The sequence below is a fragment of the Pseudomonas sp. lyk4-TYG-107 genome, from assembly GCF_030209055.1.
Lineage (GTDB): Bacteria > Pseudomonadota > Gammaproteobacteria > Pseudomonadales > Pseudomonadaceae > Aquipseudomonas > Aquipseudomonas putida_A.
On the sequence record NZ_JARVST010000033.1, the window covers coordinates 53,883 to 78,935 of the forward strand.

31 protein-coding genes are annotated in these 25,053 nt (G+C 58.2%); 20 read left to right on the forward strand and 11 right to left on the reverse strand.

What is annotated here, in order from left to right:
- Positions 1-58 precede the first annotated feature (58 nt).
- From QRN61_RS25335 to drt2, 5 genes are all read left to right on the forward strand, one after another.
- Positions 59-289: a hypothetical protein gene (locus QRN61_RS25335; protein ID WP_115988019.1), complete on the forward strand. Its 231-nt coding sequence runs from the start codon at positions 59-61 to the stop codon at positions 287-289.
- 108 nt (positions 290-397) lie between these two features.
- The gene (locus QRN61_RS25340; RefSeq protein WP_115988018.1) at positions 398-733 is read left to right on the forward strand and encodes a hypothetical protein; all 336 of its coding nucleotides are present in this window, start codon (positions 398-400) and stop codon (positions 731-733) included.
- Between the two features lie 268 nt (positions 734-1,001).
- Complete coding sequence (locus tag QRN61_RS25345; RefSeq protein WP_285376042.1) at positions 1,002-1,220, forward strand: hypothetical protein; 219 nt, start codon at positions 1,002-1,004, stop codon at positions 1,218-1,220.
- Between the two features lie 134 nt (positions 1,221-1,354).
- Positions 1,355-1,897: a recombinase family protein gene (locus tag QRN61_RS25350; RefSeq protein ID WP_285376043.1), complete on the forward strand. Its 543-nt coding sequence runs from the start codon at positions 1,355-1,357 to the stop codon at positions 1,895-1,897.
- A 596-nt stretch (positions 1,898-2,493) separates the two neighbouring features.
- Positions 2,494-3,789, forward strand: a complete 1,296-nt coding sequence (gene drt2, locus QRN61_RS25355; protein WP_285376044.1) for an antiviral reverse transcriptase Drt2 — start codon at positions 2,494-2,496, stop codon at positions 3,787-3,789.
- 9 nt (positions 3,790-3,798) lie between these two features.
- Here the strand turns inward: drt2 and QRN61_RS25360 are convergent, their stop codons facing one another.
- A complete protein-coding gene (locus tag QRN61_RS25360) occupies positions 3,799-5,259 on the reverse strand; it encodes a site-specific integrase (protein ID WP_285376046.1) in 1,461 nt (486 codons plus the stop codon).
- Between the two features lie 464 nt (positions 5,260-5,723).
- On the opposite strand from QRN61_RS25360, the gene QRN61_RS25365 reads away from it, so the two are divergent.
- Complete coding sequence (locus QRN61_RS25365; RefSeq protein ID WP_081730304.1) at positions 5,724-5,978, forward strand: type II toxin-antitoxin system HicA family toxin; 255 nt, start codon at positions 5,724-5,726, stop codon at positions 5,976-5,978.
- Entirely contained in the window at positions 5,975-6,307 is a 333-nt protein-coding gene (locus QRN61_RS25370) for a type II toxin-antitoxin system HicB family antitoxin (protein ID WP_027614504.1), read from the forward strand. The genes QRN61_RS25365 and QRN61_RS25370 overlap by 4 nt, the downstream gene beginning before the upstream one ends.
- A 128-nt stretch (positions 6,308-6,435) precedes the next feature.
- Here QRN61_RS25370 and QRN61_RS25375 read toward each other — a convergent pair whose 3' ends face one another.
- Together QRN61_RS25375 and QRN61_RS25380 are read right to left on the reverse strand one after the other, a co-directional pair.
- Positions 6,436-6,642: a hypothetical protein gene (locus tag QRN61_RS25375; protein ID WP_027614505.1), complete on the reverse strand. Its 207-nt coding sequence runs from the start codon at positions 6,640-6,642 to the stop codon at positions 6,436-6,438.
- Between the two features lie 138 nt (positions 6,643-6,780).
- Complete coding sequence (locus QRN61_RS25380; protein WP_007963291.1) at positions 6,781-6,972, reverse strand: YegP family protein; 192 nt, start codon at positions 6,970-6,972, stop codon at positions 6,781-6,783.
- Between the two features lie 276 nt (positions 6,973-7,248).
- Here QRN61_RS25380 and QRN61_RS25385 point away from each other — a divergent pair, with 276 nt between their 5' ends.
- The 7 genes from QRN61_RS25385 (at position 7,249) to QRN61_RS25415 (ending at position 14,218) form a co-directional block, all read left to right on the forward strand.
- Positions 7,249-8,214 (forward strand): glycosyltransferase family 2 protein, encoded by a 966-nt coding sequence (locus QRN61_RS25385; RefSeq protein ID WP_027614506.1) that lies wholly within the window; start codon positions 7,249-7,251, stop codon positions 8,212-8,214.
- Between the two features lie 3 nt (positions 8,215-8,217).
- Positions 8,218-8,928 carry a class I SAM-dependent methyltransferase gene (locus QRN61_RS25390; RefSeq protein WP_027614507.1) on the forward strand — a complete coding sequence of 237 codons (711 nt, stop codon included), beginning with the start codon at positions 8,218-8,220 and terminating at the stop codon, positions 8,926-8,928.
- Positions 8,925-9,311 (forward strand): GtrA family protein, encoded by a 387-nt coding sequence (locus tag QRN61_RS25395; RefSeq protein ID WP_027614508.1) that lies wholly within the window; start codon positions 8,925-8,927, stop codon positions 9,309-9,311. The genes QRN61_RS25390 and QRN61_RS25395 overlap by 4 nt, the downstream gene beginning before the upstream one ends.
- Positions 9,308-11,413, forward strand: a complete 2,106-nt coding sequence (locus QRN61_RS25400; RefSeq protein WP_285376050.1) for a DUF6311 domain-containing protein — start codon at positions 9,308-9,310, stop codon at positions 11,411-11,413. Before QRN61_RS25395 ends, QRN61_RS25400 begins: the two co-directional genes overlap by 4 nt.
- Before the next feature lie 81 nt (positions 11,414-11,494).
- A complete protein-coding gene (locus tag QRN61_RS25405; RefSeq protein WP_027614510.1) occupies positions 11,495-12,415 on the forward strand; it encodes a LysR substrate-binding domain-containing protein in 921 nt (306 codons plus the stop codon).
- 176 nt (positions 12,416-12,591) lie between these two features.
- Positions 12,592-13,800: a low temperature requirement protein A gene (locus tag QRN61_RS25410; protein WP_285376051.1), complete on the forward strand. Its 1,209-nt coding sequence runs from the start codon at positions 12,592-12,594 to the stop codon at positions 13,798-13,800.
- A 52-nt stretch (positions 13,801-13,852) separates the two neighbouring features.
- On the forward strand, positions 13,853-14,218 hold the full coding sequence (locus tag QRN61_RS25415) for a 5-carboxymethyl-2-hydroxymuconate Delta-isomerase (RefSeq protein ID WP_027614512.1): 366 nt from the start codon (positions 13,853-13,855) through the stop codon (positions 14,216-14,218).
- Positions 14,219-14,221: 3 nt separating this feature from the next.
- Here QRN61_RS25415 and QRN61_RS25420 read toward each other — a convergent pair whose 3' ends face one another.
- A complete protein-coding gene (locus tag QRN61_RS25420) occupies positions 14,222-15,157 on the reverse strand; it encodes a LysR family transcriptional regulator (RefSeq protein ID WP_027614513.1) in 936 nt (311 codons plus the stop codon).
- 200 nt (positions 15,158-15,357) lie between these two features.
- Positions 15,358-16,539 carry a cyanate transporter gene (locus tag QRN61_RS25425; protein ID WP_096796606.1) on the reverse strand — a complete coding sequence of 394 codons (1,182 nt, stop codon included), beginning with the start codon at positions 16,537-16,539 and terminating at the stop codon, positions 15,358-15,360.
- Positions 16,540-16,793: 254 nt separating this feature from the next.
- On the opposite strand from QRN61_RS25425, the gene rnd reads away from it, so the two are divergent.
- The 3 genes from rnd to QRN61_RS25440 all read left to right on the forward strand — a co-directional run bounded on the left by rnd (position 16,794) and on the right by QRN61_RS25440 (position 19,268).
- Positions 16,794-17,927: a ribonuclease D gene (gene rnd, locus QRN61_RS25430; protein ID WP_027614515.1), complete on the forward strand. Its 1,134-nt coding sequence runs from the start codon at positions 16,794-16,796 to the stop codon at positions 17,925-17,927.
- On the forward strand, positions 17,924-18,217 hold the full coding sequence (locus QRN61_RS25435; protein ID WP_027614516.1) for a YcgL domain-containing protein: 294 nt from the start codon (positions 17,924-17,926) through the stop codon (positions 18,215-18,217). Before rnd ends, QRN61_RS25435 begins: the two co-directional genes overlap by 4 nt.
- 118 nt (positions 18,218-18,335) lie before the next feature.
- Complete coding sequence (locus QRN61_RS25440) at positions 18,336-19,268, forward strand: D-2-hydroxyacid dehydrogenase (RefSeq protein WP_285376055.1); 933 nt, start codon at positions 18,336-18,338, stop codon at positions 19,266-19,268.
- 124 nt (positions 19,269-19,392) lie between these two features.
- Here QRN61_RS25440 and QRN61_RS25445 read toward each other — a convergent pair whose 3' ends face one another.
- Positions 19,393-19,986 carry a nitroreductase family protein gene (locus tag QRN61_RS25445; protein ID WP_285376056.1) on the reverse strand — a complete coding sequence of 198 codons (594 nt, stop codon included), beginning with the start codon at positions 19,984-19,986 and terminating at the stop codon, positions 19,393-19,395.
- Positions 19,987-20,151: 165 nt separating this feature from the next.
- On the opposite strand from QRN61_RS25445, the gene QRN61_RS25450 reads away from it, so the two are divergent.
- Positions 20,152-20,601, forward strand: a complete 450-nt coding sequence (locus QRN61_RS25450) for a YcgN family cysteine cluster protein (protein WP_096796608.1) — start codon at positions 20,152-20,154, stop codon at positions 20,599-20,601.
- Between the two features lie 35 nt (positions 20,602-20,636).
- Positions 20,637-21,866 (forward strand): hypothetical protein, encoded by a 1,230-nt coding sequence (locus QRN61_RS25455; protein WP_285376057.1) that lies wholly within the window; start codon positions 20,637-20,639, stop codon positions 21,864-21,866.
- A 108-nt stretch (positions 21,867-21,974) separates the two neighbouring features.
- Here QRN61_RS25455 and QRN61_RS25460 read toward each other — a convergent pair whose 3' ends face one another.
- The 4 genes from QRN61_RS25460 to QRN61_RS25475 form a co-directional block, all read right to left on the reverse strand.
- Positions 21,975-22,352, reverse strand: coding sequence for a YgaP family membrane protein (locus tag QRN61_RS25460; protein WP_041070334.1), 378 nt, complete (start codon positions 22,350-22,352; stop codon positions 21,975-21,977).
- Between the two features lie 82 nt (positions 22,353-22,434).
- Positions 22,435-22,905 carry an RNA methyltransferase gene (locus QRN61_RS25465; protein WP_007911337.1) on the reverse strand — a complete coding sequence of 157 codons (471 nt, stop codon included), beginning with the start codon at positions 22,903-22,905 and terminating at the stop codon, positions 22,435-22,437.
- 192 nt (positions 22,906-23,097) lie between these two features.
- Positions 23,098-23,469, reverse strand: a complete 372-nt coding sequence (locus tag QRN61_RS25470; protein WP_003222612.1) for a YajD family HNH nuclease — start codon at positions 23,467-23,469, stop codon at positions 23,098-23,100.
- Positions 23,470-23,518: 49 nt separating this feature from the next.
- Entirely contained in the window at positions 23,519-24,205 is a 687-nt protein-coding gene (locus QRN61_RS25475) for a spermidine synthase (protein WP_285376062.1), read from the reverse strand.
- Between the two features lie 80 nt (positions 24,206-24,285).
- On the opposite strand from QRN61_RS25475, the gene QRN61_RS25480 reads away from it, so the two are divergent.
- Positions 24,286-24,570, forward strand: coding sequence for a hypothetical protein (locus tag QRN61_RS25480; protein WP_024164429.1), 285 nt, complete (start codon positions 24,286-24,288; stop codon positions 24,568-24,570).
- On the opposite strand, the gene QRN61_RS25485 is transcribed toward QRN61_RS25480, so the two are convergent.
- The gene (locus QRN61_RS25485) at positions 24,567-25,040 is read right to left on the reverse strand and encodes a cyclic nucleotide-binding domain-containing protein (protein WP_007969596.1); all 474 of its coding nucleotides are present in this window, start codon (positions 25,038-25,040) and stop codon (positions 24,567-24,569) included. The two genes, QRN61_RS25480 and QRN61_RS25485, sit on opposite strands and share 4 nt — an antisense overlap.
- Positions 25,041-25,053: the final 13 nt, after the last annotated feature.

Below are 25,053 nucleotides of genomic sequence, written 5' to 3' on the forward strand. Positions count from 1 at the left end.
TGGACGCTTGCGCGGTGGTACGCTTCTGCTCACATCAATCAGCATAAGGAAGTGAGCAATGGAATTTAAGAATATCGTTATCACGGTGGTAGACATCATCGCTTGGATAGGGATCATCATTGCCACGATATTTGGGTATTACGCCTCCCGTGGGAACTACGAATATATCGGTGCGTTCGCCGGGTTCGCTGCTGGGTGCGTTGCATCTGGTATCTGGTTCGCACTGTCTGCAATTCACCAGAACATCCAGACAATCCGTGACATCGCTGTAAAGCAGCAGAGGTCATAACCGTTGAGGTGCCACCACCCCATACCACCTTGATAGTGGCTCATTGGCATTGCCTCTCAGCGTTCTTCGAGGTACGTTGGCCACTCACTCTGTCTAAGGAAAGGCCACATGATTTACTGCTTGCTATCACTCGACTTGTCTAATGCTGATGATCAGCAGCGCAAAGACTTTAACAAAGACCTTGCCGAGAACCTTGAGTGGAAAAAATTGACCGGCGTGGACACCGTTTGGGCGCGAACCTTTACCTATAACGTCTTGACGAAGACCGTGATAAATGACATCACCGGTATTATTGATAGTCAGCTGATTACCGCTGCTAAAGATCAGGGTATCGAGTCGCTGAGCTACGTTGTTCAAGTCGGTAATAACGAGGTGGTTGCCTCCAAAATCGTGAAACCGAGAGTGGGGTATAGCTATTCAAGCACTCCCTACAACCCTTACTAAATCCCTGAAAACATAGATAAAACCTCAGAGACTGGTGGTCAGATTTTGCCCGCGCTGGCCCCCAGCCTATGGCGCAGCCCTGCATTTTCGGGCCTTCCCGTAATCCATGGATAAGCCCGATACGGTGAGAACGCCCCAATCCGAGGTTTCTTCGCCAAAACGGCAGTTTTGAGCTGGAATCACCGTTTTCTGCAAAATCACTCCCCCTAGCCCCAGCCTACCCAGAGCTACGCTACGATTCCTGCGCCACCCCTCAAGGATGATTGCCATGTCACACAATACAAGTGCCAACATCGCCACGGCTGATGCGCTCACGCTCTTGCTGAGCAACCAGCACGCTCTCGCCGCCGCGCTGGAAGAAATCAGCCAATGGGTTGCCAGCCAAGGAGGGAACGGTGCCGCTGACAACGCCTTAGCAGCGCTCGAAGGGTTGGATTTGCACGCCAAGGCCCTGACCGAAGCAATCAACACGGTACGAAATGGTTGATGTATTCAAATGAGTACACCCTTGCGACCACTTGTCGGTGAATACGAATACTGTATTCATTAGGGTTGCTATTGGATAATGGGTACATCCATACTCCTAGCCTCTAGAGGCAAATGAATACGGGGGTGTGCATTATGGCAAGCATCGGGTACATCAGGGTTTCATCGGTCGATCAGAACACTGGTCGCCAGCTAGACGGCGTTGCACTGGATGAAGTGTTCACTGACAGGGTGTCAGGCGCTACAACAGACCGGCCTGAATTGCAGGCGATGCTACGCCACATCCGTAAAGGCGATGTTCTCCACGTACACAGCATCGACCGTCTGGCTCGCTCACTCGAAGACCTGCTCTCACTGGTCAAGGGGATGATTGCCAAGGGCGTGGCGGTCTCGTTTCATAAGGAACAACTTCACTTCACTGGTGAAGCCAATCCCATGCAAGAGCTGATGCTCGGCCTATTGGGTAGTGTTGCTCAGTTCGAGCGTGCATTGATCCGTGAGCGTCAGGCAGAAGGCATTCAGAAGGCCAAGGCGGCAGGTGTCTACAAGGGGCGGGTGAAGACGGTAGATGACGAAGCCATACGCAAGGCAATGGCGGAAGAGGGTGCATCGTTCCGTAAGGTCGCAAAGGCCCTTGGTGTAAGCCTGAGCAGCGTGCAACGTGCCATGAAGAGCTAGTCTTGCTGAGACAGTCCATCGGCCCGCCTTGAGCGGGCTTTGTTGTTTCTAAAGTCCGTGCATAACCCGTACCGTTGCAAGCCTCTGGCAGCGTCTGAGAGCGCTACAGGACGTCAGGTTATTTCTACTTTTTCAGCGTTTGGATAAGCCCCTGTCGCACACCGCTTAACGGCGCTGGCAAGACCGAGCCGACGTTATTTTTCAGACGCAAACGCAGAAGCTGAGCAAGGGTGCTCAGTGAATTTTGGCGGGGGGGAGTGGTAGCGAAAAAATGATGGTCTGCGCTATAGGCGCTGTCTCATTCTTTGTGCTAGATTCAAACTGCTTGTGGCATTAGGCCACGAGGTGGATCACAAGTTGTCAAGCCACCCATGATTATTTATCAGCGGGATACACATGGCGAACAACAGCACGCGGAATCTCTTCATTGAGAACCTCCAGATGTAATCGTGATACTGACACTATACGTCAACTCTAGCAATACGCGGCCTAGTCTGAAAAGATGGATAATGTTTAGAGCATTAAGTTTAGCCGGTGGGGCGGTGTAGGGATTGCCGCCATCCTAGTCCCACCGGTTGGCTTATCAAGGTGAGAGCATGGACGAGTTGCCGTGGTACAAGCCTAGAAAATATCTCCATTTTGATCGTCCTGTTGGCCAGAAAGCCGCACTAGATTACGTTTCATCTCCCCGGAAAGTTGCAACTCATTCTTTTTATCCTTTTATCACGTACACCTCAGTGATTCTGAAGTATCGGTTAGATGATGATCGTGGTGTGTTTGTGAAGAATCCAAAGCCTAGACCAATTAGTTATTCCGCTCACTTGGATTCGCATATATATGCTTATTATTGCTTTCTTCTGAATCAGTTATATGAGAAAGAGTTGGTTCGGCGTGGTCTGCATACATCAATTTTGGCTTTTCGCTCAGTTGACGGGAAAAATAATATTCATTTTGCACATGATGCGTTCTGCGAAATCAAGGCAAAGGGGGAGTGCTGTGTACTCGCCTTTGATGTTGAAAAATTCTTTGATCGCCTTGATCACTCCCGGTTGAAGGGGGCTTGGGCGAAGCTTCTAGGAGTCGATAAACTTCCGGCTGATCATTTTGCAGTTTATAAGGCCATTACCAAAACCTCTAGCGTCGATAAAGTCGCCCTTTATAAAAAGCTTGGTGTGTCCATCCATAATCCACGCGTTGAGGATAAGCGCCTCTGTACGGCTAAGCAATTCCGTGACGAGGTGAGAGGTGGAGGGCTTCTCGCTAAAAATCCCGATTCGCGGGGCATTCCGCAAGGATCTCCAATAAGTGCCCTCTTATCTAATATCTATATGTTGGAATTTGATCTCGCGTTACTTTCCAAGTTGTCCCTGACAGAGTCTGTGTTCTATCGCTATTGTGATGACATACTCGTCATATGTGATTTGGAAAAGGAGAATGATATTTATGAGTTTGTGAATAAAGAGATAAAAAAACTTGGGTTGAACTTGCAAGAGAAGAAGACGGAGATTCGACAATTCACACTTGATGCTGCTGGTAATCTTCGTGCTGATAAGCCGGTGCATTATCTTGGTTTTTCGTTTGATGGCCAGCGTGAGCACATTCGCTCATCTTCTATAACTCGATATTATAAGAAGCTTCGCAAACGTATCTGGGTAAGTAAAAAGGCCATGGATCGCTGTAATGAACTTCGAGCTGGAAGAGGAGAGGTTCCGCGAGAGCTTTTTCTCCGAACTATCTACCGGGGTTATAGCTACCTTGGTCGTAGGAATTTCATTTCCTATGGGTTTAGGGCCGCGAATATTATGGACTCCCAATCCATTAGGAAGCAGTTGCGATCCCACTGGAAAAAACTCAACAAGTTGTTAGCTGATGCTAGGTCCAGTAGTCAATAAATACTTATCTCAAGTCCGAATAATGGGCAGCTTCGATATCGCGGCAAACTTCTGTTTCGGTGATGATCCATTCGAGTACACGTCGAACGTCACCGTTCCAGTTTCGTGGCCTACAAGCTCCTTGATTAGCCTGTCTGCGATGTCTGCTCGCACCAACTGAGTGATTACCGTTGCACGGATCGAATGGAACACGCGGGTTCGATCAAAGCCCATGGCTGTCTTCAATCTACCAAATGCTTTGCTCAGAGCATCCGAACGAATCCCGTATTTGTTGTTGCAGTCGGTAGGCACCAGATAGCCATCAGTGGAAGCTTCGGCGAGTCGATCCACGAGTGCCGTTAGCTTGGGATGCACTGGCACCTGTCGAATCCCCGCGACGGTTTTCGAATCCACGATATCGAACATCTTCACCCCGTCCACGGTAATCAGATGCTCTTTGCGAAGCTGACACAGTTCCTCGATTCGAGCGCCGGTATATCCACCCAGTAGGATCAAGTCTGGTAGCGCGCCGAGATTCTGTTCTTTCGCTGCTTTGTACAGGGTGCCGACTTCCTCAACGGTGAACGCCTTCCGTTTCGCGTCAAGTTTGGCCTTGCCCTTGAGCGTGGGTAAGGTGTGTTTTTCGAATGGGTTCACGTGCCCTTTGAAGGTCTGTCGCCACTGTGGCTCATGCTGCATCGCCCATTGCCAGAACTGACTACCAGCAAGCAGATACTGTTGCTTGGTCTTGCTGCTGAGTTTCATGCCCTGTAACCATGCAACCACCGAATCGAAATCGAGCTTGGCGCCGGTCGTTTGCAGATGCTCCGACAGATTCAACAGCTTCGACTCTTGTTGATTCACCGTCTTGGGTGCAACGTGATGCTCAAGCCTGTGGGTGCGGAATGAAGCAAGCCGGGCTTTCGTAATTGGCGAGCGAGCCTTGTAGCTGGCCGGATCTTTCACCAGTGTTTCCAGTTCTTGGCTCTGTTGCGCAGATAGCCGGTGTGAGCTGGAAATCTGATGCTCGATAAACTGCTTACCTAGAGCGGCTAAGTCATCTTCCAGTTTGATCATTCCCATGGGTTCACTTCGGCGACGTTCGATCAAACTCGTCAGCACAGCAACTAGCTTGGTATCTTCCATCGCTTTCCTGAGATCCTCAGGGTCTGGAGTCGGCATTGTCGTCCCGTCTTCGCCGATCCTTGCCCGTTTGGCTTGTTGCGTCCACTGATCAACCTGATCAATTGCCGCTGAGACGTCCTCCTGCCAACTCTCTGGGAGTGCTCGTCCTTCACGTGCAGCCTTGATCTGGGCTTTCCATGCGGCAAGGATTGGCAGGCGGCGATCAAGGGCTTCCTTATGCACCCCAGTCCTCAGCGATTGAGACAGTATCCGGCGACCTCCGAACGAGTCCCGAACATCCCTAGGGACGTCCAGCCTGACATGGTAGGTGCCGCCCTGAAGTTCGAGATTGTTGGCCTTCGGCATGGTGACTTGCTCCACTAATTCTACGTAAAGAGTCTACGTAAAATCGCCGGGAAAGCCAGTGAATACGGCGTTTGTTGGGGTTCGTGGTTGCAAATGGTGAGTCCCTATCTCTCCGCCATATATAGAAAAAGCCCCGTAGCTGAGAAGCTGCGGGGCTTTTTTGTTTCTGCTCGCTTGAGTAATCAGCAAATCCTGTCGCCGGAACCCGAGGTTGAAAACTCGATAATCGGATGTGACTCGATCGATGCCGGTTCGTACGTAACTCTCGGAGTCTACCTACAGCTCTATTTCCAATCACTCCTTATCCTGACCTATGTGCCCAATATTGACCGGATTCGGATAAAAAGACGCCGTTTTCAAGCTTGGAGGGTGGCGTTGTCCGCTTGTTCAAGGGGGCGCTTCATGGATCAGCGATATGAATCGCGATTGTCAATTTTTCCTGCGCGGTATCATGGTGTAATACTATGAACAACAAACAACTCGGTACGCTCGCAGCTATATTTTCACGACCCACACCCGCCACGTTGGAATGGGCGCGCATCGAGTCTCTGTTCAATGCGGTCGGGGCCAGAACCGTGGAAGGCAATGGTTCGCGAGTTCGGTTTGAATTAAGAGGTGTGGTTGCTACGTTCCACCGACCTCACCCGGATAAAGAAGCAAAGCCCTATCAGGTTCGTGATGCTCGGGCTTTCCTTGAACAAGCAGGAGTCACTCCATGAACGTGATGAATTACAACGGGTATGCAGCCCGAATTGAATACAGTGATGAAGATGGTCTTTTTGTTGGTCATATCGCTGGGATCAAGGACGTAGTAGGTTTTCATGGCGAATCTGTGAAAGAGCTTCGGTCAGCATTCGAAGAGGCTGTTACTGACTATCTGGAGACTTGCGCAAAACTGGGTCGTGCCCCGCAAAGGCCTTATTCGGGCAATCTCAGTCTGCGTTTGGCGCCAGCTCTTCATGCGACTGTTGCCGTAAAAGCGCAATTGGCTCAAAAAAGCATTAATCAGTGGGTTGCGGATGTTCTTGACCGAGAGGCCCATGCCTAGCTTGATTCTGAAGTGGAACTACAAGATCTTATGTACGTCGTTCCCGAGCAGAGCAAATAGCCCCGTAGCTGAGAAGCTACGGGGCTTTTTTGTATCTGCGAGTTTTACCGAGCACCCGCCTCAGCCACTCACGGCTGCGGATGCCCGAGCTTCTGTTTGATCAGGTCATACACTTCCTTGTGCGTCGAGTTGCGCAGGGTATTGTCCTTGCAAGCCGAGGCCAGGAAGGTTTTCACTTCGTCCTTGGCGTGCGGATAGAGGCTGGCGACGTAGTCGGCTTCGTGTGTTTGGGTGCAGTTGAAGTGCTTGTCGTCTTTCGCTTTGTCTCTAGCCATGGTGCGGCTCCTTTTTAGTTTGAACGTCATTTGGCGAAACAGGGCTGGATGGCCCCGTACGCTGAACAGCGTAGGGGCGCAAAAGTGCTTTGCCAGTGCTTCAGACGAAAAAGGAAGAGGCTGTAGGACGCGGCGCCATCAGATTTCCTTCACCGGCGTCTCCCCCTGCACACCCTTGATCAACTCGATCACGTGTAAACAATCGGCCTTGTTCACATACGACTCGCCACTGGCAATCGTCTCGTGGTTCCCCGCCCGCAGTCTCCAGCGCCATTGGCCTTTGCCGGTGCTCGGGGTGCCTCGGGATTGCCTGTAGATCTCGAAATACATTCAGTTCGCTCCTTGCGATGGTGTTTGCGACAACCTGTGTGGCGCATCGTCGCAAGCCTAGCGGAGCGAGTTTTTTTCGCTATCGGGTATTTGTTTCCAATCGTTGGCAGATGTTTCTGAAGAGTGCGGGCTAGAGCGCACGCATCGGCGTCTGGATTGGCCAGAATGTCGCCCTTTGCACCTTGCAAGGCTATCGACGCTACTGCTTAATACGGGACGGCTCATGGCGTTGAAAATGCTTCGACGACCGACAAACACTATAAAAAGAGCACTCCATTGACTGAGCATGGAACGGCACAGGCCACACGGGTCACGTTATCGCTGGTTGTCCCGGTTTTTAACGAGGAGGACAGTCTCGACGCGTTCATTCTGCGCATCGATGAAGTCTTCCAGCACCAAGCCTCAATTGCTTTGGAGCTGGTGTTCATCAATGACGGCAGCACTGATGCCACACTTGAGCGGCTGCTGGATCGTCAGCGGCACGACTCGCGGCTGCGCATCGTCGATCTGAGCCGTAACTTCGGCAAAGAGGCGGCGTTGTCTGCGGGATTGCAAATCGCCAACGGGCAGATTGTGGTGCCTATCGATGCCGATCTGCAGGACCCACCCGAAGTCATTCTGCAAATGATCGAGCGATGGCGCGAGGGCTATGAAGTGGTGCTCGGTCATCGCGTCAGCCGCCGCAGCGACACCTGGGCCAAGCAGACGTCGGCGCATTGGTTTTACCGCCTGCACAACAAGATCGCCGAGCAACCGCTGCCGGAAAACGTCGGCGATTTCCGCCTGATGGACCGTTGTGTAGTCGATGCCTTGCTGACTTTGCCCGAGTCCCGGCGCTTCATGAAGGGCCTGTTCGCCTGGGTCGGTTTTCGGACTACCCACGTTGATTACGAGCGGCCCGAGCGCGTGGCGGGGCAGAGCAAATTCAACGGCTGGCGGCTGTGGAATTTTGCCCTGGAAGGCATCACCAGTTTCAGTACCGAACCGTTGCGGATCTGGACTTACATCGGCGCCGCGGTGTCGCTGGTGTCCTTTGCCTTTGCCATTTTTATCGTGTTGCGCACGCTGATCCACGGCGTCGACATGCCCGGTTATGCCTCGCTGATGGTGGCCGTGACGTTCCTCGGTGGCCTGCAATTGATTGGCATCGGCGTACTCGGCGAGTACCTCGGCCGCACTTATATCGAATCCAAACGCCGGCCGGTTTTTCTGGTGCGTCGCGTCTACGACCCCAAGGACTGAAACATGGATCTCAAGGAAACCGATATCCTCGGCGACAGCATCGGTGAGCATTGGTATTACTGCTCCAAAGCGGCGGCGACTCGTCGTCTGCTCGGTGATGTACCGATCACGCGGATTCTCGACGTGGGCGCCGGCTCGGGTTTCTTCTCCCATCACCTGCTGACTCAAACCGATGCGCGCGAAGCGTGGTGCGTCGACATCAGTTACCCCGCCGATTCCGATGCGACCACCGCCGGCAAACCGGTGCATTACCGCCGCGATATCGACGCCATCGACGCCGATCTGGTGCTGCTCATGGATGTGCTGGAGCATGTCGACGATGACCTTGGTCTGCTCAAGGCTTACGTTGACAAGGTGCCGTCCGGCAGCCGTTTCCTGATGACCGTGCCGGCGTTCCAGTTCCTGTGGAGCGGTCACGACGACTTCCTCGAACACAAGCGCCGCTACACCCTGCCGCAGTTTGAAACCCTGGCCCGTGATGCCGGTTTGAGCGTGCAGCGCGGTGCCTACTATTTCGGCGCGGTGTTTCCGATCGCGGCGGCGTTGCGTTTGCTGCCCAAAGGGCCGCAGGCCGCAGCGCCGCAGTCTCAGCTCAAACGCCATCATCCCTTGGTCAACGGCGTGCTCAAGACGTTGTGCAGCCTCGAACTGCCGCTGATGAGCCACAACCGTCTGGCCGGGCTGAGCGTGTTCGTGCTGGCGCAAAAACCGTGACTTCAGTTGAAAGGAAAACGCTGATCCAGCGCGGTCTGCGCTTTGCCGTGACCGGTCTGTTCGTCACCGCGCTGCATGCGCTGGTGGCTGTACTGTTCATCAATTTCGTTGCGCCGCAACCGCCGCTGGCCAACGGAGTGGCGTTTGCCGTGGCGACGGTGGTGTCTTACGTGATCAACACCACCTGGAGTTTCTCCGCCCGACTGCACGGCAGAACATTGCTGCGATTTTTATCGGTATCGGCGTGCGGTTTTCTCTTGGCGATGTTTGTCGCCTGGGCCGCGCAGGTGGCCGGGTTGAATTATCTGTTGGGCATTGTCGCGGTGGCGCTGACGATTCCGGCATTCACGTTTGTCTTGCACAACTTCTGGACGTATCGATGAAGCTCTCCGCAACACATCGGGCGACTGCGCTGCTGCCCGTGCTCTTGGGAATTCTGGCGTTTTTCATTGTGGTCGGCCCACGTGCCTTGAACCCGATGAACATTGCATGGCTGGGCGACGGCGACCCCGCCACGCACTATCAGGGTTGGGTTTTTTTTCGTCATTCGCCCTGGACGTTTCCACTGGGGCTTAACCCGAGCTATGGGCTGGAGTTGGGTAACGGGATAATTTTCTCGGATTCCAATCCGTTGTTCGCCTTTATCTTCAAACCGTTCTCAGCCCTGTTGCCTGAACCCTTCCAGTATTTCGGGTTGTGGCTACTGACGTGTTTCATTCTGCAGAGCTGGTTTGCCTGGAAGCTGATTGGCCTGTTCAGTCGCGACGTGGCGTTGCGTTTGCTTGGTGCAGGAATGTTTTTGTTCATTCCGGCGATGATCGTCCGCATGAGCGTACATCTGTCCCTGGCTGGGCATTTTCTGTTGCTGGCAGGGTTATATCTGGCATTGCGCCCCTTTACGCCGAAACGCCGCCTCGCCTGGGGCGCGCTGCTGGCGGCGGCTGCGCTGGTGCACGCTTATTTGCTGGCGATGGTTGCGTTAATCTGGCTTGCCGACCTTGCCGCCAAAACCCTTCAGCGGCGCCAGACGCCGGGTAAGGCCTTGATCGAGTTGATCGGTCTGTTTCTGCTGGTCAGTGTCTGCTGCTGGCAGGCGGGTTATTTCAGCATAGGCGACAGCGGTCTGGCGTTGATGGGGTATGGCCTGTTCCGGGCGAATGCGCTGACCTTTTTCGATGCGGGTGTCTGGTCCTATACCTTGCAGGACATGCCGGGTGTACTGGGCGACGGCGACGGGTTCGCATTTCTGGGCCTGGGCGTGATCTGCCTGGGGATCTTTGCCTTGGTGCCTGTGCTGCAAGGGACGACTGACCTGGGAGCCAAGGCTCGCCGTTACCCGTTGGTTTTGCTCGCGCTGGCAGGGCTGGCGATATTCGCCGTTTCCAACAATATCGGCGTAGGGCCATTCGAATTCAGGATTCCGCTGCCGGATGCGGTGGTTGCCGTGGCCACGATTTTTCGTGGCTCGGGGCGAATGATCTGGCCGATCATGTACATGGCCATTTTTGCGATCCTCTATGTGGTGATTCGCGGGCACTCTTCGCGCGTGGCGTTGATGCTGCTGAGTGTGGCGCTGGTGGTTCAGGTGGCAGACACGCGCGCCGGTTGGGCGGTGTCGCGCGGTTTATTCATGGCCACGCCGTCGCCCACATGGAAGACGCCATTGGTCGACCCGTTCTGGGAGCAGGCGGCGAAGCGTTATCAGGCAGTGCGCTGGCTGCGACCGGAGAATTATCCGGAACAGTGGATGACCCTGGCCGACTACTCGGGTCGCCATCACTTGCCGACCAACGCGGTCTACCTTGGGCGCGTCAGTACGGTTGCCACTGAAGCCGCTCAAGCGGTGTCGGATCGAATGGTCAGTTCTGGAAACTATGCAGCCGATACCCTGTACGTGCTCAGTAACCGTACTGTGCTGGAAGCAGCTCTGACCGTGAATCGCGACACCGATGTGCTCGCCAGAATTGACGGGTTGAACGTGTTGGCGCCGGGCTGGAAGCGTTGCGCCGACTGCCTGCCGATATCGGCCCCGGACCCATTGACGCTGATCCCGCCACTCAAGTCGGGCGAGAGAGTCGTGTTCAATCCCAGCAGTCTGGCGACGTTTTTCCTCGGTAAAGGGTGGGCGAACAATGAACCGTGGGGCACCTGGTCCGAGGGGAATGAGTCGCAAATTGCCCTGCGGCCGACTGCTCGGGTGCACTCGTTCTTGCTGGAAACCACTGCGCTGCTGGCCCCTTCACACACCGAGCAAGCAGTGGAAATTTTCGTCAACGATGTACGCGTGCTGTCCACCCGGCTGGTCAAGCCTGAAGCGAATCGCCTGAATGTCGAGTTGCCGGTCGAAGTGCAGCAGCGTGTCGAGCAACAAGGTGTGCTGAATATTCGTTTCAAATACGCCAACGCTATCAGTCCGGGGGAGTTGGGCATGGGCAAGGACATGCGCAAGCTGGCGATCGGGATACAGGCGTTGACGGTGAATTGAGCCGGTGTTGTTCCTTTCGCCCATAGACGCTGTCCATGGGCCTTTCTAAACTGCCCGCAGACCGGGGAGTAGGGGCAATGGATGAATCGAAATGAATTACGCAAGGCCGACATCAATCTGATGGTGGTGTTCGAGACCTTGATGCTCGAACGCAACGTGACCCGTGCGGCGGAGAAGCTGTTTCTCGGCCAGCCGACCATCAGTTCGGCGCTCAATCGCTTGCGCGCGATGTTCAACGATCCGCTGTTCATTCGCGTCGGCCATCGCATGGAGCCGACTGCCCGGGCCGAAGAGCTGTTCAAGTACCTGTCGCCGGCCCTCGACTCGCTGTCGGTGGCGCTGAGCCTGACTCACGATTTCGACCCGGCCGTGAGCAACATGACGTTCCGGATCGGCCTGTCCGATGACGTCGAATTCGGCCTGCTGCCACCGTTGCTGCGGGCGCTGCGTCAGGAAGCACCCAGCGTAGTGTTCGTGGTGCAACACGTCGACTACTGGCGCATCCCCGACCTGCTGGCCGCCGGCGACATCACCGTCGGCATCAGTCAGACCCGGGGCCTGCCGGCAAATGCCAAGCGCAAACTGCTGCGGCATATCCAGCCAAGCATTCTGCGCGCCGACGCCTCGGATTCGCCGCTGACCCTCGATGAATACTGTTCGCGCCCACACGTACTGGTGTCGCACACCGCCAACATCAGCGGCTATGCCGATGAGTGGCTGGCGGAAATCGGCCGCACCCGGCATGTGGTGTTGTCGGTGCCGCAATACAGTGCGCTGCCGGCATTGCTGGCCGGCACCGACCTGATCGCCAGCCTGCCGGACTACACCGCCGAAGCCATGGCTGCCTCCGGGCTGTTGTTCAAGGAACCGTTTCCGTTCAAGACGCCGATGCTGGATCTGTCGATGGTCTGGCTCAGCCACGTCGACAGCGACCCGGCCGAGCGCTGGCTGCGGTCGCGGCTTGAGGCGTTCATGAGTGAGCGGCCACTGACCGCCCCCTGAATCCCACCACAAATCTCCCCTGTAGGAGTGAGCCTGCTCGCGATGAGGGTGTGTCAGTCGCATTGATGTTGTCTGACACGACTCCATCGCGAGCAGGCTCACTCCTACAAGGGTTTGCGTTCGTCTGGTCTGGCTGCTTTGCTCAATGGCAGTAACCTTGGCGGAGGCCTGTCCCGATGAGCATTTCCCGATCGTTGCTGCGTGGGCGCGGCAGTCTCGACAGTGGCAAGGTCGGCATGGTCGAGTTGTTTTTCGATCTGGTGTTCGTGTTTGCCGTGACTCAGCTCTCGCATTCGTTGCTCGCGCATTTGTCGATCCTGGGCGCGGTGCAGGTGGCGCTGTTGATGGTCGCGGTGTGGTGGGTGTGGATTTTCACTTCGTGGATCACTAACTGGCTCGACCCGGAAAAATTGCCGATCCGTCTCGGCCTGTTCGGGCTGATGGTCGCCGGTCTGTTGCTGTCGTCCTCGATCCCCAGGGCTTTCACCGCGCGCGGGCTGATGTTTGCCTCGGCGTTCGTGTTCATGCAGGTCGGGCGCACGTTGTTTGCGATCTGGGCGGTGCGTGGCGAGTCGCTGAGCATGACCCGCAACTTCCAGCGAATTCTGGCGTGGTTGATGTGCTCCGGCGTGTTCTGGATCGTCGGAGCCTTTCTTGACGGGCAACAACGTCTGCTGTGTTGGGCGCTGGCGCTGCTGATCGAGCTGATCTCGCCTTCGCTGTATTTCTGGGTGCCGGGGCTGGGGCGTTCGTCATTGAGTGACTGGAACGTCGAAGGCAATCACATGGCCGAGCGCTGCGCGCTGTTCGTGATCATCGCCCTGGGCGAATCGTTGCTGGTCACCGGTGCGACGTTCGCTGAACTGACGCTGAGCGCCACCGGAGTCATGGCGTTTCTGGTGGCGGTGCTGGGCAGCATCGGCATGTGGTGGGTGTACTTCGACAGCGGCGCCGAGCGCGCGCATCACCGCATCGCGCATTCGAGCGATCCCGGGCGCCAGGCGCGCATCGCCTACACCTACCTGCATGTGCTGATTGTTGCCGGGGTGATTGTCAGTGCGGTGGCCGACGAACTGGTGCTGGTGCATCCGGATCACGCCAGTGACGCCGGGATCCTGGTGATCGTGGGCGGGCCATGGCTGTTTCTGTTGGGCAATGCGCTGTTCAAGTGGGTCATGTCCGACCGACCGCTGCCGCCGTTGTCGCATCTGGCGGGGCTGGTGTTGCTCATGCTGGCGCTGGCATTGGCGTTGAATCACTGGTTTTCGGCGCTGGTGCTCGGGGCTCTGACCACGGCGATCGTGGTGCTGGTGGCGCTGTGGGAAAGCCTGGCATTGCGTCAGGCGTCGGCCTCGATAACCTCGGAAAAAGCCACAGGAGAGTAGGGCAGCGCTGTGGTATATGTACGACCTTTCTGCCGACTGACTGGAGCACCCCATGCCACACCTGCACATGGAATACACCGCCAACCTGCCGCAGTTGAACGCTGATGTGGCGTTGATCCGGCTCAACAACGCCCTGGTGGGTTCCGGTCAGTTCGCTGCGGAGTTTGATATCAAAAGCCGGGCGGTGAAGGTCGAGACCTTCAAGGTCGGTACCGGCATGGGTGAGCGTGCTTTCATCCATGTGAAGCTGGCGCTGCTCAGCGGTCGTTCGCCGCAGATCAAGAAGCAGCTCTCGGACAGCCTGCTGGCGGTGTTGCAGGATCTGTGCGAGTGGCCGGCCGGAGTTGAAGTGCAGTTGTGTGTGGAGTTGCTCGATATCGACCGCGATTCCTACACCAAGACCGCCATCGGCATGTAGGACTCAGGCCGCTTCCAGCTCACTGCACACCTTGATCACCTGCTCGCGCAGCCAGACGTTGGCGCTGTCCTGATCGGCGTTCTGGCTCCATTGCATGTCGAGGGTAAACCCCGGCAGGCCGTTCGGCGCCTCGCAGTGATTGAACACCGCGTCGTTGGTCAGCAGGCGCTGGATGCGCCGGGGCAGGGTGAGGATGAAGTCGGTGCCGGTGATCATCTTCAATGCCGCGCTGTAGCTGTTGGAACGCGCGACGATCTGCCGTTTCTGCGCCTGACGCGCCAGCCAGCCATCGACCATGTTGGTGGTGGAAGTCCACGGTGTCGGGAACACATGGCGCCGCTCGGTGAAGGCCTGCAGGCTCAGGCGCGGTTCCAGCGGCGTGGCGCGTTTGTCGAAGACACAGACCAGATCGTCCTCCAGCAGCATCCGCGATTTAAGGTCGGTGTGGCTGCGGTGGAAGTTGGGGCCGAAACAGATCACCAGGTCGAGGCTGCCGTCGCGCAGTTCGTCGGCGGGCACATCGGTCTCGAACTTGTGCATGTTGACCACCACCGGCAAATCGTCGAAGTCGAAACGCTTCAACAGCCGTGGCAGCACCAATTGCTCGAAGTATTCCGGGGCGCAGATATTGAAGGTCACCGCTTGCCGGGTCGGATCGAAGGCCGGGGCACCGGCGTGGCACAGGTTGATGCTTTCGAGGATCTTCTGCACATGGCCGTACATGGTGCCGGCCTTGTAGGTGGGACGCATGCCCGTGCGGGTGTTGATGAACAACTCGTCTTCGAAACTGGTGCGCAATTTTTTCAGGCAATAGCTGACAGTGGACTGGCTGACGCACAGCGTCTCCGAGACATCCGTGACGCTGCTTTGCTCATACACGGCGATAAACACCATGAGGTCCTGCATGTCGAGCTTTCGAAGCAAGTTACTGTTCAGCATCCGTTCCGTCCCGCTGTGCTCCTTGCGCTGAATCCGCGCAAACGTGTGCGCATGATCGTAGCGGAACGATGGTGCCAGGACAAAGCCCTGTAGGACGTTTCAATGTCGCCAGTGGGACAGAAACTTTTAGCAACACGACGTCGGCAAATAAACCGCAAAAAGATGGCAACAGGCCTCTAGCCCGGCGGCGGCATTCGACTTCAACGGATGTGTCGGGCGTACAGCCGAGGGTCGAAGCGCAGCACTATCAGCAGCATCACCACCATCACTGCGGTCAGCGACCACCAGGCCCATTCGAAGCTGCCGAGACGGTCGCGGATGATTCCGGCCAGCAGCGGCGAAAGCCCGGCGATCAAGTAGCCGATGCCTTGCACGAACGCGGTCAGGCTGCCGGCGCGCTGCGGGTTGTCGAGGTGATCGAGGGAGACAATAAGGCTCATCGGAAACAAGCCGCCAATCCCCAGCCCCAACAGGCACGGCCACAGCAGGCTGAGGTGTTGCGGGCTGAGGATCAATCCGCAGAAGCCGCCGATGATCAGCAACAGCAACGCTGCGAGGACGGCACGGCGATCACGGCTGCGGTTGGCGATGGCCGGCGTCAGCAGCCCGGAAATCACCTCCATGGCGGTCAGAAAACCCAGCAGCAGCCCGGCCTGCTGTTCGCTCCAGCCTTGCTCCACGTAGTACGGCGCCAGCCAGGCGAGTACGCAGGTGTAGGACGCCGTGCCGAGGCCGAAGAAGATGGCGAGCAGCCAGGCGCGGGAATTACGCGTGAAGGACTCTTTTCCTACAGGCGTGATCTGGAGGGATGACGGGATCGACTGTGTCCACCAGACCAGCAACGCGAGCAAGGACAGTGCCGCCCAGATCGCCAAGCCGATGCGCCAGCTGCCGGTCTGCCCCAGCACCAGCGGCGAAAATGAGGCGGCCAACGCGGCGCCGCCCATGATCGATGTGACATACAAGCCCATGCACAGCGCCACATGTTCGGGGAAGCGCGACTTGATCAGCACCGGCATCAGCGCCTGAATCAGGGCGATACCCATCCCGGCCAGCACCGCGCTGCCAATCAACTGCGGTGCCGAATCGAGCACCAGCCGCGACAGCGTCGCCAGGCCGATGATCAACAACGACAGGATCACGGTGGGTTGCTCGCCCAGGCGCCGGCTGATGCCGATACCGAAAAACATCGCCAGCCCCATTGCCATCACCGGCAGCATGGTCAGCAGCGATGCCACGCTGAAACTTAGCGGGATATCGCCACGAATTGCCGACAGCAACGGCCCGACGGCGGCCATGGATGGGCGCAGATTGAGTGCGACGAGAATGATCCCGAACATCAGCCAGGCAGCGGGGCGAGCGGGGGCGCGGACGTGTTCCATCGGCAGACTCTGGATTGCGGAGGCTGTCGATTAGGCGGCGCGCAGCACTTATCGGCAAATCAGATTTCCCGAGCATTATTTAAAAATTAAATATGGCTCTCCTACATGGGGAGGTTCGGATTCCTCTTGCTGACCACGCTGTAAGACTATTCTTTCTTTCTGGCAGGACATTTCGTTACAGCTCTGGCCCAGCGCAGGCGCGTAAAACGCCGGCGGCGATATATACTGCGCGCCATTCTTCAAGGGAGAGCCGTGTGGCCATCGATATTCACTGGATTCGCGACAACGAAAGCCTCGCGCAGTTTTGCGCCGAGTGGCAGCAACTGCCGTTCGTTGCCCTCGACACCGAATTCATGCGGGTCGACACCTTCTACCCGATTGCCGGTTTACTGCAGGTCGGCGACGGCAAACGCGCCTACCTGATCGATCCGCTGACCATCGACGCCTGGCAACCGCTGGCGGCGTTGCTGGAAAACCCGGCGGTGCTCAAAGTCCTGCACGCCTGCAGCGAAGACCTCGAAGTGTTGCTGCGCCTGACCGGCAGCCTGCCGGCGCCGTTGTTCGACACGCAACTGGCAGCGGCCTACCTGAACCTTGGGTTCTCGATGGGCTATTCGCGGCTGGTGCAGGAAGTGCTGGGCATTGAGTTGCCGAAGGGCGAAACCCGTTCCGACTGGTTGCAGCGTCCACTTTCCGACACACAAATCAGCTATGCCGCTGAAGACGCCGTGCATCTGGCGGAAGTTTTCGTACAGCTGCGGCCGAAGCTGTCCGACGACAAATTCGCCTGGGTGCTGGAGGACGGCGCCGAACTGGTCGCCAACCTGCGCCGCGAGACCGACCCGTACGAGGTCTACCGCGAAGCCAAACTGGCGTGGAAACTGTCCCGTGCGCAACTGGCGGTGCTGCGTGAACTGTGCGCCTGGCGTGAAAAAGAAGCGCGTGCCCGTGATCTGCCGCGCAACCGCATCGTCCGTGAGCACTCGCTGTGGCCGCTGGCCCGCACGCAGCCGGACAACCTCGCCGCGCTGGGCAAGATCGAAGACATGCACCCGCGTACCGTGCGTCAGGACGGCCAATTTCTGCTTGATCTGATCAAGCGCTCTGGCAGTGTGGGGCCTGATCAATGGCCGCCGGCGGTGCCGGAGCCATTGCCGGTCGAAGCGGCTGCGCTGATCAAGCAACTGCGCGCCCTCGGCCAGGTCGAAGCCGAACGCCTGGGCATCGCCCCGGAACTGATGCTGCGCAAGAAAACCCTCGAAGCGCTGGTCAAAAGCGGCTTCCCCGAGGGCCCTTATCAATTGCCTGAGTCGCTGCGTGGCTGGCGCCGCGAACTCATGGGCCAGAAGCTGCTCGACAGCCTGGCCACCGCCGGAGAACAGCCTTGAAACGTATTTGCTCCATTTACCAAAGCTCCAAGCGAAGCGGAATGTACCTTTATGTGCTCAAGAGCGATGCTCTGGAGCGTGTGCCGGAGCCCCTGATGCTGGCGTTCGGCAAGCCGAAACATGCCTTCGATCTGGTGCTGTCGCCTGAGCGCAAGCTGGCCACCGAGGACATCGTCGTGGTCCTGGAAAACCTCGACAAGCAGGGCTATCACCTGCAGATGCCACCGGCCGAGGACGAGTACATCGAACACCTGCCCGAAGAATTGCTGCGACGCAACGACCCGGTCTGATCTGCGAGGCCCTGTTCTGGGCCTCTTGCCACCCTGGAACTGATTTTACGGCGACGACCGCCACGAAGGAGCGCGACTCCTTCGGCGGTTGCCTGCACGGTTTGCGAAAGGTTTGAAGATGCGCGTTCTGATTGCTGAACACGACCACGCGGTGTACGCCCGGCTGCTGCGTCAGGCGGCCCCCGAGCTTGAAGTACTGACCAGTGGCGACTCCGCCGAACTGGCCCGGCAGGCGGCCGATTGCCCGGTGTGGCTGGGGCAGCCGGATCTGCTGGCGACCCTGCTGCGTCAGGGCCATGAGCCGCAATGGCTGCAATCGACCTGGGCCGGCATCACGCCGCTGCTCGCTGACGGCTTGCGCCGCGATTATCGCCTGACCCGCGCGGTGGGAATCTTCGGTCAGGTGATGGCCGAATACGTGCTGACCTACATGCTTGGCCACGAGCGTGAAGTGCTGGCGCGCCTGGTCAGCCAGGTCGAGCGCAAGTGGGACAACCGCACCGGCCAGAGTCTGGTCGGGCGCAAGGTGTTGATCGTTGGCACCGGCGATATCGGCCAGAGCGTGGCGCAGTTTCTGCTGCCGTTTGGCGTCGAGCTGTACGGCATCGCCAGCAGCGCGCGCGAGCAGGCGCCGTTCGTCGAAGTCGGCTCGATGGCGGATCTGCCGCGACTGGTCGGCGCGGTCGATTACGTGGTCAATCTGCTGCCGAATACCGAGCACACCCACGACATTTACGACGCGGCGCTGTTCAAGCAATTCAAGCCGACCGGGTTGTTCATCAACGTTGGGCGCGGCGTGGCGGTGGTTGATGCGGATCTGGTGGAAGCCCTGAAGGAAGGGCATCTGGCCGGTGCGGTGATCGACGTCTGCCGTCAGGAGCCATTGCCGCAACGCCATCCGTTCTGGACCGCCTGGGGCCTGCTGCTGACCGGGCACAGCTCGGCACCGACGTCGCCGGCGTTGATGGTGAAGTTGTTTGTCGAGAACCTGAAGGCGTATCAGGCGGGAGAAGCGTTGCGCGGGGAAGTGGATTTCAACCGCGGTTACTGAATGTTCGCCGAATAAACTGTGGGAGCGAGCCTGCTCGCGAAGGGGGAGTGTCAGCCAACATCATCGTTGTCTGACATACCGCTTTCGCGAGCAGGCTCGCTCCCACATTTATTTTTGTGCTGGCTTACAGGGTGAAGTCGCCTTCCGCCACCAGCTCGCTCAGCGGACGACGCGGGCTCGGCATTTCACGAGCTTGCAGGTATTCGGCCAAGGTCGCCTTGTCACCCAGCTTGCCGATAGCGACCGCCGCATGCAGCGCATAACCTTGCGGAATGTTCAGCTCCTTGCGGGTCAGCTCCTGATCGAAACCGGCCATGCCGTGGGTGTGCCAGCCGCTGATGCTCGCTTGCAGCGCCAGGTGGCCCCAGGCCGAACCGGTGTCGAAGGTGTGCCACAGCGCCGGGGACTCTTCGCTGGCGCCGGGTGCGGTGAAGGTGGTTTTCGAAATCACGATTACCAGCGCCGAAGCGTGCTGCGCCCAGCTACGGTTGAATTCATTGAGCAGACCCAGGAAACGCTCCCAGTTCGGTGTATCCCGGCGCGCATACAGAAAGCGCCACGGTTGCGAGTTGTAGGCCGACGGCGCCCAGCGTGCGGCTTCGAAAAAGCTCAGCAGGGTTTCTTCCGGGATCGCTTCGCCGGTGAAGGCGCGGGGCGACCAGCGATCGGTGAACTGCGGGTGAATGGCGTAATCGGCAACGCGAGGGTTGGCACTCATCGAAAGATTCCTTGCTGTGTTTGAGTCATGAATTCGTGGCAAAACCCTACTGGGCGGCGATTCGGCTGACAAGCGGGATTTACCGACAGTCGCCAGCGCTTGGCCCGCAAGGCCTTGGGCACTAGACTGGCGGCCTTTTCACCACCTGATGCTGATGCTTGAGCCATGGCCGCCAAAGTCGAACCGTTCTGGAAACGCAAAACCCTCGAGCAACTGGATCACGAGGAATGGGAATCGCTGTGCGACGGCTGCGGTCTGTGCTGCCTGCAGAAACTCGAAGATGAAGAAGACAACAGCGTCTATTACACGCGCATCGCCTGCAAGCTGCTGGACCTGAAAACCTGCCAGTGCAGCGACTACCCGAATCGCATCACGTTTGTCCCGGACTGCATTCAGCTCACTCCGGGCCAGGCCGAAGAATTCAAATGGCTGCCGCCGACCTGCGGTTATCGTCTGGTCAGCGAAGGCAAGGATCTGCCGTTGTGGCACCACCTGGTGTGCGGCGATCGTGACGCCGTGCACCACGAGCGAATATCCCAGTCCGGGCGCATGCTCGCCGAGGGCAGCGTGCCAGAGGACGACTGGGAAGATCACCTGATATTCCGGGCTGGTTAAGCACCAAGGGTTCCAGGATTCAACAAGGAGTGTGTATGGCTTGGGGATTGCTGCGGGCATCGCTGATTGGCCTGCTGGCGCTAAGCGCACCAGTGTGGGCGGCAAAGAAAGTCGATCTGGATTACCACGTACGCCTGTTGCCGCAAAGCGATCAGGCCGAAGTGCGCCTGACCCTGGCCAAAGGCGAAGCGGTGCGCAGTCTTGACTTCGACCTCGGCGACGGCAGCCACTACAGCGACTTCAAGGCCGACGGCCAGTGGCTGCTGACCCCGGGCAAGTTGGCCCGTGGCGTGTGGCGGCCCGCGAGCGAAAAGGCCAGCCTGACTTACCGCGTACGCATCAGCCACGGTCGCAAGAACGGCACGTTCGACACGCGCATGACCCCGAGTTGGGCGTTGATGCGCGGCGACGAATTGGTGCCCCCTGCAACGCTCGATCAACAGGACGGCACCGAACTGGTCGCGCGCCTGCAATTCGAATTGCCTGAAGGCTGGAAAAGCGTCGAAACCGCCTGGCCACGCATCGGCAAGAACAAATTCCGCATCGACAACCCCTCACTCCTGTTCGACCGCCCGACCGGCTGGATGCTCGCCGGTCACCTTGGCAGCCGCCGCACCCGCCTGGGCGAAACCGAAGTCACCGTGGCCTCACCGCAAGGGCAGGGCATGCGTCGCATGGATGTGCTGACGCTGCTGACGTTCGTCTGGCCGCAGGTGCAAGCGGTCTATCCCCGACATCCGAAAAAACTGCTGATCGTCGGTGCCAACGACCCGATGTGGCGCGGCAGCCTCGGTGCGCATGAATCGATTTACCTGAACACGCGTTTGCCGCTGGTCAGCGAGAGCGGCAGCAGTGCGCTGGTGCGCGAGCTGGCGCAGGTGTTCGGGCGGATCAATGACGAGCAGCGCAGCGACTGGATCAGCGAAGGCTTTGCCGAGTACTACGCGATCGAACTGGTGCGGCGTGCCGGGGGCATGAGCGATGAACGCTATCAGGCGTTGCAGACGAAATTGACCAAGGACAGTCAGAAAGTCACGACCCTGCGCGGCGAACAGATCAGCCCGGCGCAGCTTGCAAAAGCGGTGATTGTCTTGCAGGAACTGGATCGCGAGATTCGCTTGAAGACGCGCAACAAGCGTTCGCTGGATGATGTGTTGCGCGGGGCGATGCATCTGGGGACGGTGAGTACGAAGGAGTTTGTGCAACTGGCCGAGAGTGTTCTGGGCGAGTCTTCCAAAGTCCTCGATAGCGCATTACTTCAGTAATACCGCCTTCGCGAGCAAGCCCGCTCCCACTTTTGATCGCATTCCAGCTTTCAATGTGGGAGCGGGCTTGCTCGCGAAGAGGCCAGAAGCCTCACCGAAAATTCAGGCTCAAACCCCTGCCTTCGGCGACTTCACCGAGTCATTGCCGGTCACCGTCGCGGTGCTGGTCGCCGCCTCGGCGTTGGCCTTGAGCTGGCTCAGTTCTTCACCGGCGCGCTCGATCTTCGCCCGGACGTTGTTCATGTCCTGACGGCTTTTCTCCAGCAAGCTTTTCACCGAGCTGTGCCCAGTGATGCCACGGGCCATCGCCACGCCGCCAATCGCCACCTGAATCAGACCGAACACGCCGCCACGGCGCAGGCCTTTGCCGACCATGATCACGCCACCGGCCAGCGAGCCGATGCGCTCCCAGCCCTGGACGTTCTGCTCGGTCGGGCTCTGGAACGGGGTGGAATCGATACGTTGGACGCGTTTAAGTTCGGTCATGATCTGTCTCCCAGGCAATGTGCAATAGATAGATAAGCTGACTGCCGCAGCGGCCGGCTCGTTCCATCGGATGTGCGACGTTTCAGCGGAATTTCGGCCCGGAGCGGGTATTCAGGCCCTTGGCCATGCGGTCGTAGAGCACGACGTTGACCGTGGCTGCGAGGTTCATGCAGCCGGTGGTCGGGATGTACACGACGTCTTCGCACCAGTCGCGGATCTCTTTATCCAGCGAGCCGTCTTCCGGGCCGAAGATGTACAGCGCACGATCTGGATGGGTGTATTCCGGCAGCGGGCGGGCGCCCTCGACCAGTTCCACGGCGACCGGGACGCAGTTGAGCGGGAGGATCTTTTTCAGGTCGTCGATGCCGATCAGCGGGATGTCGTAGTGCACGCGCTTGGTGTCGGTGACGAAATCGGCGGCGCGTTCATAACGCTTGCCGGTGTAGAACACCGACGCCACGCCGTAACAGCCTGCGGCGCGCATCACCGAACCGACATTCTCCGGTGACTTGGGGTTGTACAAACCAATGCAGCTGTAACGTTTGTCTGCCACGAGCGGGGTGCCTTCGGGAAAAAGAGGGCGATTATACGGGGATTGGGGGAGGGCGGGCAGATTCGAGATCTGTTGTGTCTGGCCGGCCGCCTTCGCGAGCAGGCTCGCTCCCACATTGATTTTGTGTACACCACCGATCAAATGTGGGAGCGAGCCTGCTCGCGAAAGGGCCGGTTCAGGCGCTGAAGATCTTCAGTCTTCTTTTTTCATCAACCCGGCGAGGGCAGCAAACGGATTATGCGTGGCCTTGGCGATTTTTGGCGTGCTCAGCGAGCCGTCGCCGAAATATTGCTGGTCGGTGTAGCGCGAGTGTTCGTTGTCGTGGCAGTACAGGCACAACAGCTCCCAGTTCGAGCCGTCCTGCGGGTTGTTGTCGTGGTTGTGGTCGCGGTGGTGCACGGTCAGTTCGCTCAGGCGCTTGCCGGAAAACTCGCGGGCGCAGCGGCCGCAGACGTGCGGGTACATCTTCAGGGCCTTGTCGCGGTAGCCCATTTCCTTGTCGCGCTGGTTGTCGGCAAGGATGCGATCGAGCTTCGACGTGTTGGTCGGGGTGGACGAACTCATGGGTTCACCTTTGTAAAAAGACTAATGACGGTTATGTGCAGAGTTTAGCTCAGCCCTTGAGCTTCTCGGCAATCCAGATCGTGTGGCGCGTGCCCTTGTTGCCGTGGGCGAAGACCTGGACTTCTTCGGCCTTGAATCCGGCCTTCTTCAATTTGTCGGAAAACTGCCAGTCAGCGCTGGCCGACCACACCGCCAGCACGCCCTTGGGCCGCAGGGCCTTGGCGCAGGCGTTCAGACCGGCGGCCGAGTACAGCCAGCTGTTAGCCTTCTGGGTCAGGCCTTCGGGGCCGTTGTCGACGTCGAGCATGATCGCGTCGAAGCCGTTCGGCTCGCTTTGCAGGACCTTGGCCACGTCGTCCTGACGGATCACTGTGCGCGTGTCGAGCAATGGTCGTCCAGACTTTTCACCGAGCGGCCCGCGATTCCACTCGACCACGCCGGGCACCAGTTCGGCGACCACCACTTCGGCACCCTTGCCCAGATGCTTGAGCGCCGAGGCGAGGGTGAAACCCATGCCCAGACCGCCGATCAGCACCCGTGAATTCGGCCGGCCGGCGACCTTGCGGCAAGGGATTTCGGCCAGCGCATCTTCCGAACCGTGCATGCGCGTGTTCATCAATTGCCCGCCGTCGCCACCCTGGATCTTGATGACGAAATCCTCGCCATACTCGAACAGGCACAGGGCGCCACCGTTGTCAGGGATCGGCGTGGTGTCGAGCAGAACGAAACGTTTCATGGAAATCTCTACAAGGGGGAAGGCAAGCAGGCCCGTTGGGAGTAGCCTGAGCGCAGACTAAAGGCCAAACGGAGCCCTTGATGAAGCGCACCATTCTAACGGTCATTGCCCTGGCCGCGCTCTCGATTACTGCAGTGCAGGCGCAGCAGACCATTCCGGTCAGCCCGACGCCGCAACCCGGCTCGCCGGGAACCGCCACACCGACGCCGTATCCGCAAATCACCCCGATCAGCGCACCGAAGGCCGGCGCCGGCAGTGGCAGCCCGCCGCTGGTGCCGATCGAAATGCCCAGCCCGCCGAGCAAGGATCAACCGGTGCCGGGCATCGAACCGGGCAGCACCAAGACCAAATCTCCCGGCGGTTAAACCTGTTGCGCCGCCAGTTGGCCGTCGGCCATGCGCAGACGTTTGGAGAGGGACACGGCGAGGGCGCGGATGATCTTGGCGGCGATCTTCGGCGCGTCGTTGAGCATTTTTTCCAGCGAGTCCTTGCCCAGGTTGAGCAGTTGGCAATTGCTCGCCGCGATGCAGGTGGCCGAGCGGCGTTCGCCATCGAGCACCGCCATTTCCCCGAACGCCCGACCGCTGCGCAGGGTGGCCATGGTGATGACCTGGCCGTCGGGGCCAGTCTTTTGCACGGCGACCTGGCCGGTGTGGAGGATGCACATGAAACTGCCGGCATCACCCTCACGGAAAATCGCTTCGCCCTCCGCCACGGTGCTGATGCTGAAGTAGCCCGAGGCCGCGGCGAAGTCCGCCAGTTGCAATTGATCGAACAGGCCACAATCCATCAGCCAGTCGCGAATTTCGTTGTTCAGTAAGGTCGGTTCTGACATGTCGTTGCGGTCT

Coding starts and splice junctions, on each gene's coding strand:
- QRN61_RS25335 (WP_115988019.1), top strand. CDS start 59: ATGGAATTTAAGAATATCGTTATCACGGTGGTAGACATCATCGCTTGG.
- QRN61_RS25340 (WP_115988018.1), top strand. CDS start 398: ATGATTTACTGCTTGCTATCACTCGACTTGTCTAATGCTGATGATCAG.
- QRN61_RS25345 (WP_285376042.1), top strand. CDS start 1,002: ATGTCACACAATACAAGTGCCAACATCGCCACGGCTGATGCGCTCACG.
- QRN61_RS25350 (WP_285376043.1), top strand. CDS start 1,355: ATGGCAAGCATCGGGTACATCAGGGTTTCATCGGTCGATCAGAACACT.
- drt2 (WP_285376044.1), top strand. CDS start 2,494: ATGGACGAGTTGCCGTGGTACAAGCCTAGAAAATATCTCCATTTTGAT.
- QRN61_RS25360 (WP_285376046.1), bottom strand. CDS start 5,259: ATGCCGAAGGCCAACAATCTCGAACTTCAGGGCGGCACCTACCATGTC.
- QRN61_RS25365 (WP_081730304.1), top strand. CDS start 5,724: ATGAACAACAAACAACTCGGTACGCTCGCAGCTATATTTTCACGACCC.
- QRN61_RS25370 (WP_027614504.1), top strand. CDS start 5,975: ATGAACGTGATGAATTACAACGGGTATGCAGCCCGAATTGAATACAGT.
- QRN61_RS25375 (WP_027614505.1), bottom strand. CDS start 6,642: ATGGCTAGAGACAAAGCGAAAGACGACAAGCACTTCAACTGCACCCAA.
- QRN61_RS25380 (WP_007963291.1), bottom strand. CDS start 6,972: ATGTATTTCGAGATCTACAGGCAATCCCGAGGCACCCCGAGCACCGGC.
- QRN61_RS25390 (WP_027614507.1), top strand. CDS start 8,218: ATGGATCTCAAGGAAACCGATATCCTCGGCGACAGCATCGGTGAGCAT.
- QRN61_RS25400 (WP_285376050.1), top strand. CDS start 9,308: ATGAAGCTCTCCGCAACACATCGGGCGACTGCGCTGCTGCCCGTGCTC.
- QRN61_RS25405 (WP_027614510.1), top strand. CDS start 11,495: ATGAATCGAAATGAATTACGCAAGGCCGACATCAATCTGATGGTGGTG.
- QRN61_RS25410 (WP_285376051.1), top strand. CDS start 12,592: ATGAGCATTTCCCGATCGTTGCTGCGTGGGCGCGGCAGTCTCGACAGT.
- QRN61_RS25415 (WP_027614512.1), top strand. CDS start 13,853: ATGCCACACCTGCACATGGAATACACCGCCAACCTGCCGCAGTTGAAC.
- QRN61_RS25420 (WP_027614513.1), bottom strand. CDS start 15,157: ATGCTGAACAGTAACTTGCTTCGAAAGCTCGACATGCAGGACCTCATG.
- QRN61_RS25425 (WP_096796606.1), bottom strand. CDS start 16,539: ATGGAACACGTCCGCGCCCCCGCTCGCCCCGCTGCCTGGCTGATGTTC.
- QRN61_RS25440 (WP_285376055.1), top strand. CDS start 18,336: ATGCGCGTTCTGATTGCTGAACACGACCACGCGGTGTACGCCCGGCTG.
- QRN61_RS25445 (WP_285376056.1), bottom strand. CDS start 19,986: ATGAGTGCCAACCCTCGCGTTGCCGATTACGCCATTCACCCGCAGTTC.
- QRN61_RS25450 (WP_096796608.1), top strand. CDS start 20,152: ATGGCCGCCAAAGTCGAACCGTTCTGGAAACGCAAAACCCTCGAGCAA.
- QRN61_RS25455 (WP_285376057.1), top strand. CDS start 20,637: ATGGCTTGGGGATTGCTGCGGGCATCGCTGATTGGCCTGCTGGCGCTA.
- QRN61_RS25460 (WP_041070334.1), bottom strand. CDS start 22,352: ATGACCGAACTTAAACGCGTCCAACGTATCGATTCCACCCCGTTCCAG.
- QRN61_RS25470 (WP_003222612.1), bottom strand. CDS start 23,469: ATGAGTTCGTCCACCCCGACCAACACGTCGAAGCTCGATCGCATCCTT.
- QRN61_RS25475 (WP_285376062.1), bottom strand. CDS start 24,205: ATGAAACGTTTCGTTCTGCTCGACACCACGCCGATCCCTGACAACGGT.
- QRN61_RS25480 (WP_024164429.1), top strand. CDS start 24,286: ATGAAGCGCACCATTCTAACGGTCATTGCCCTGGCCGCGCTCTCGATT.
- QRN61_RS25485 (WP_007969596.1), bottom strand. CDS start 25,040: ATGTCAGAACCGACCTTACTGAACAACGAAATTCGCGACTGGCTGATG.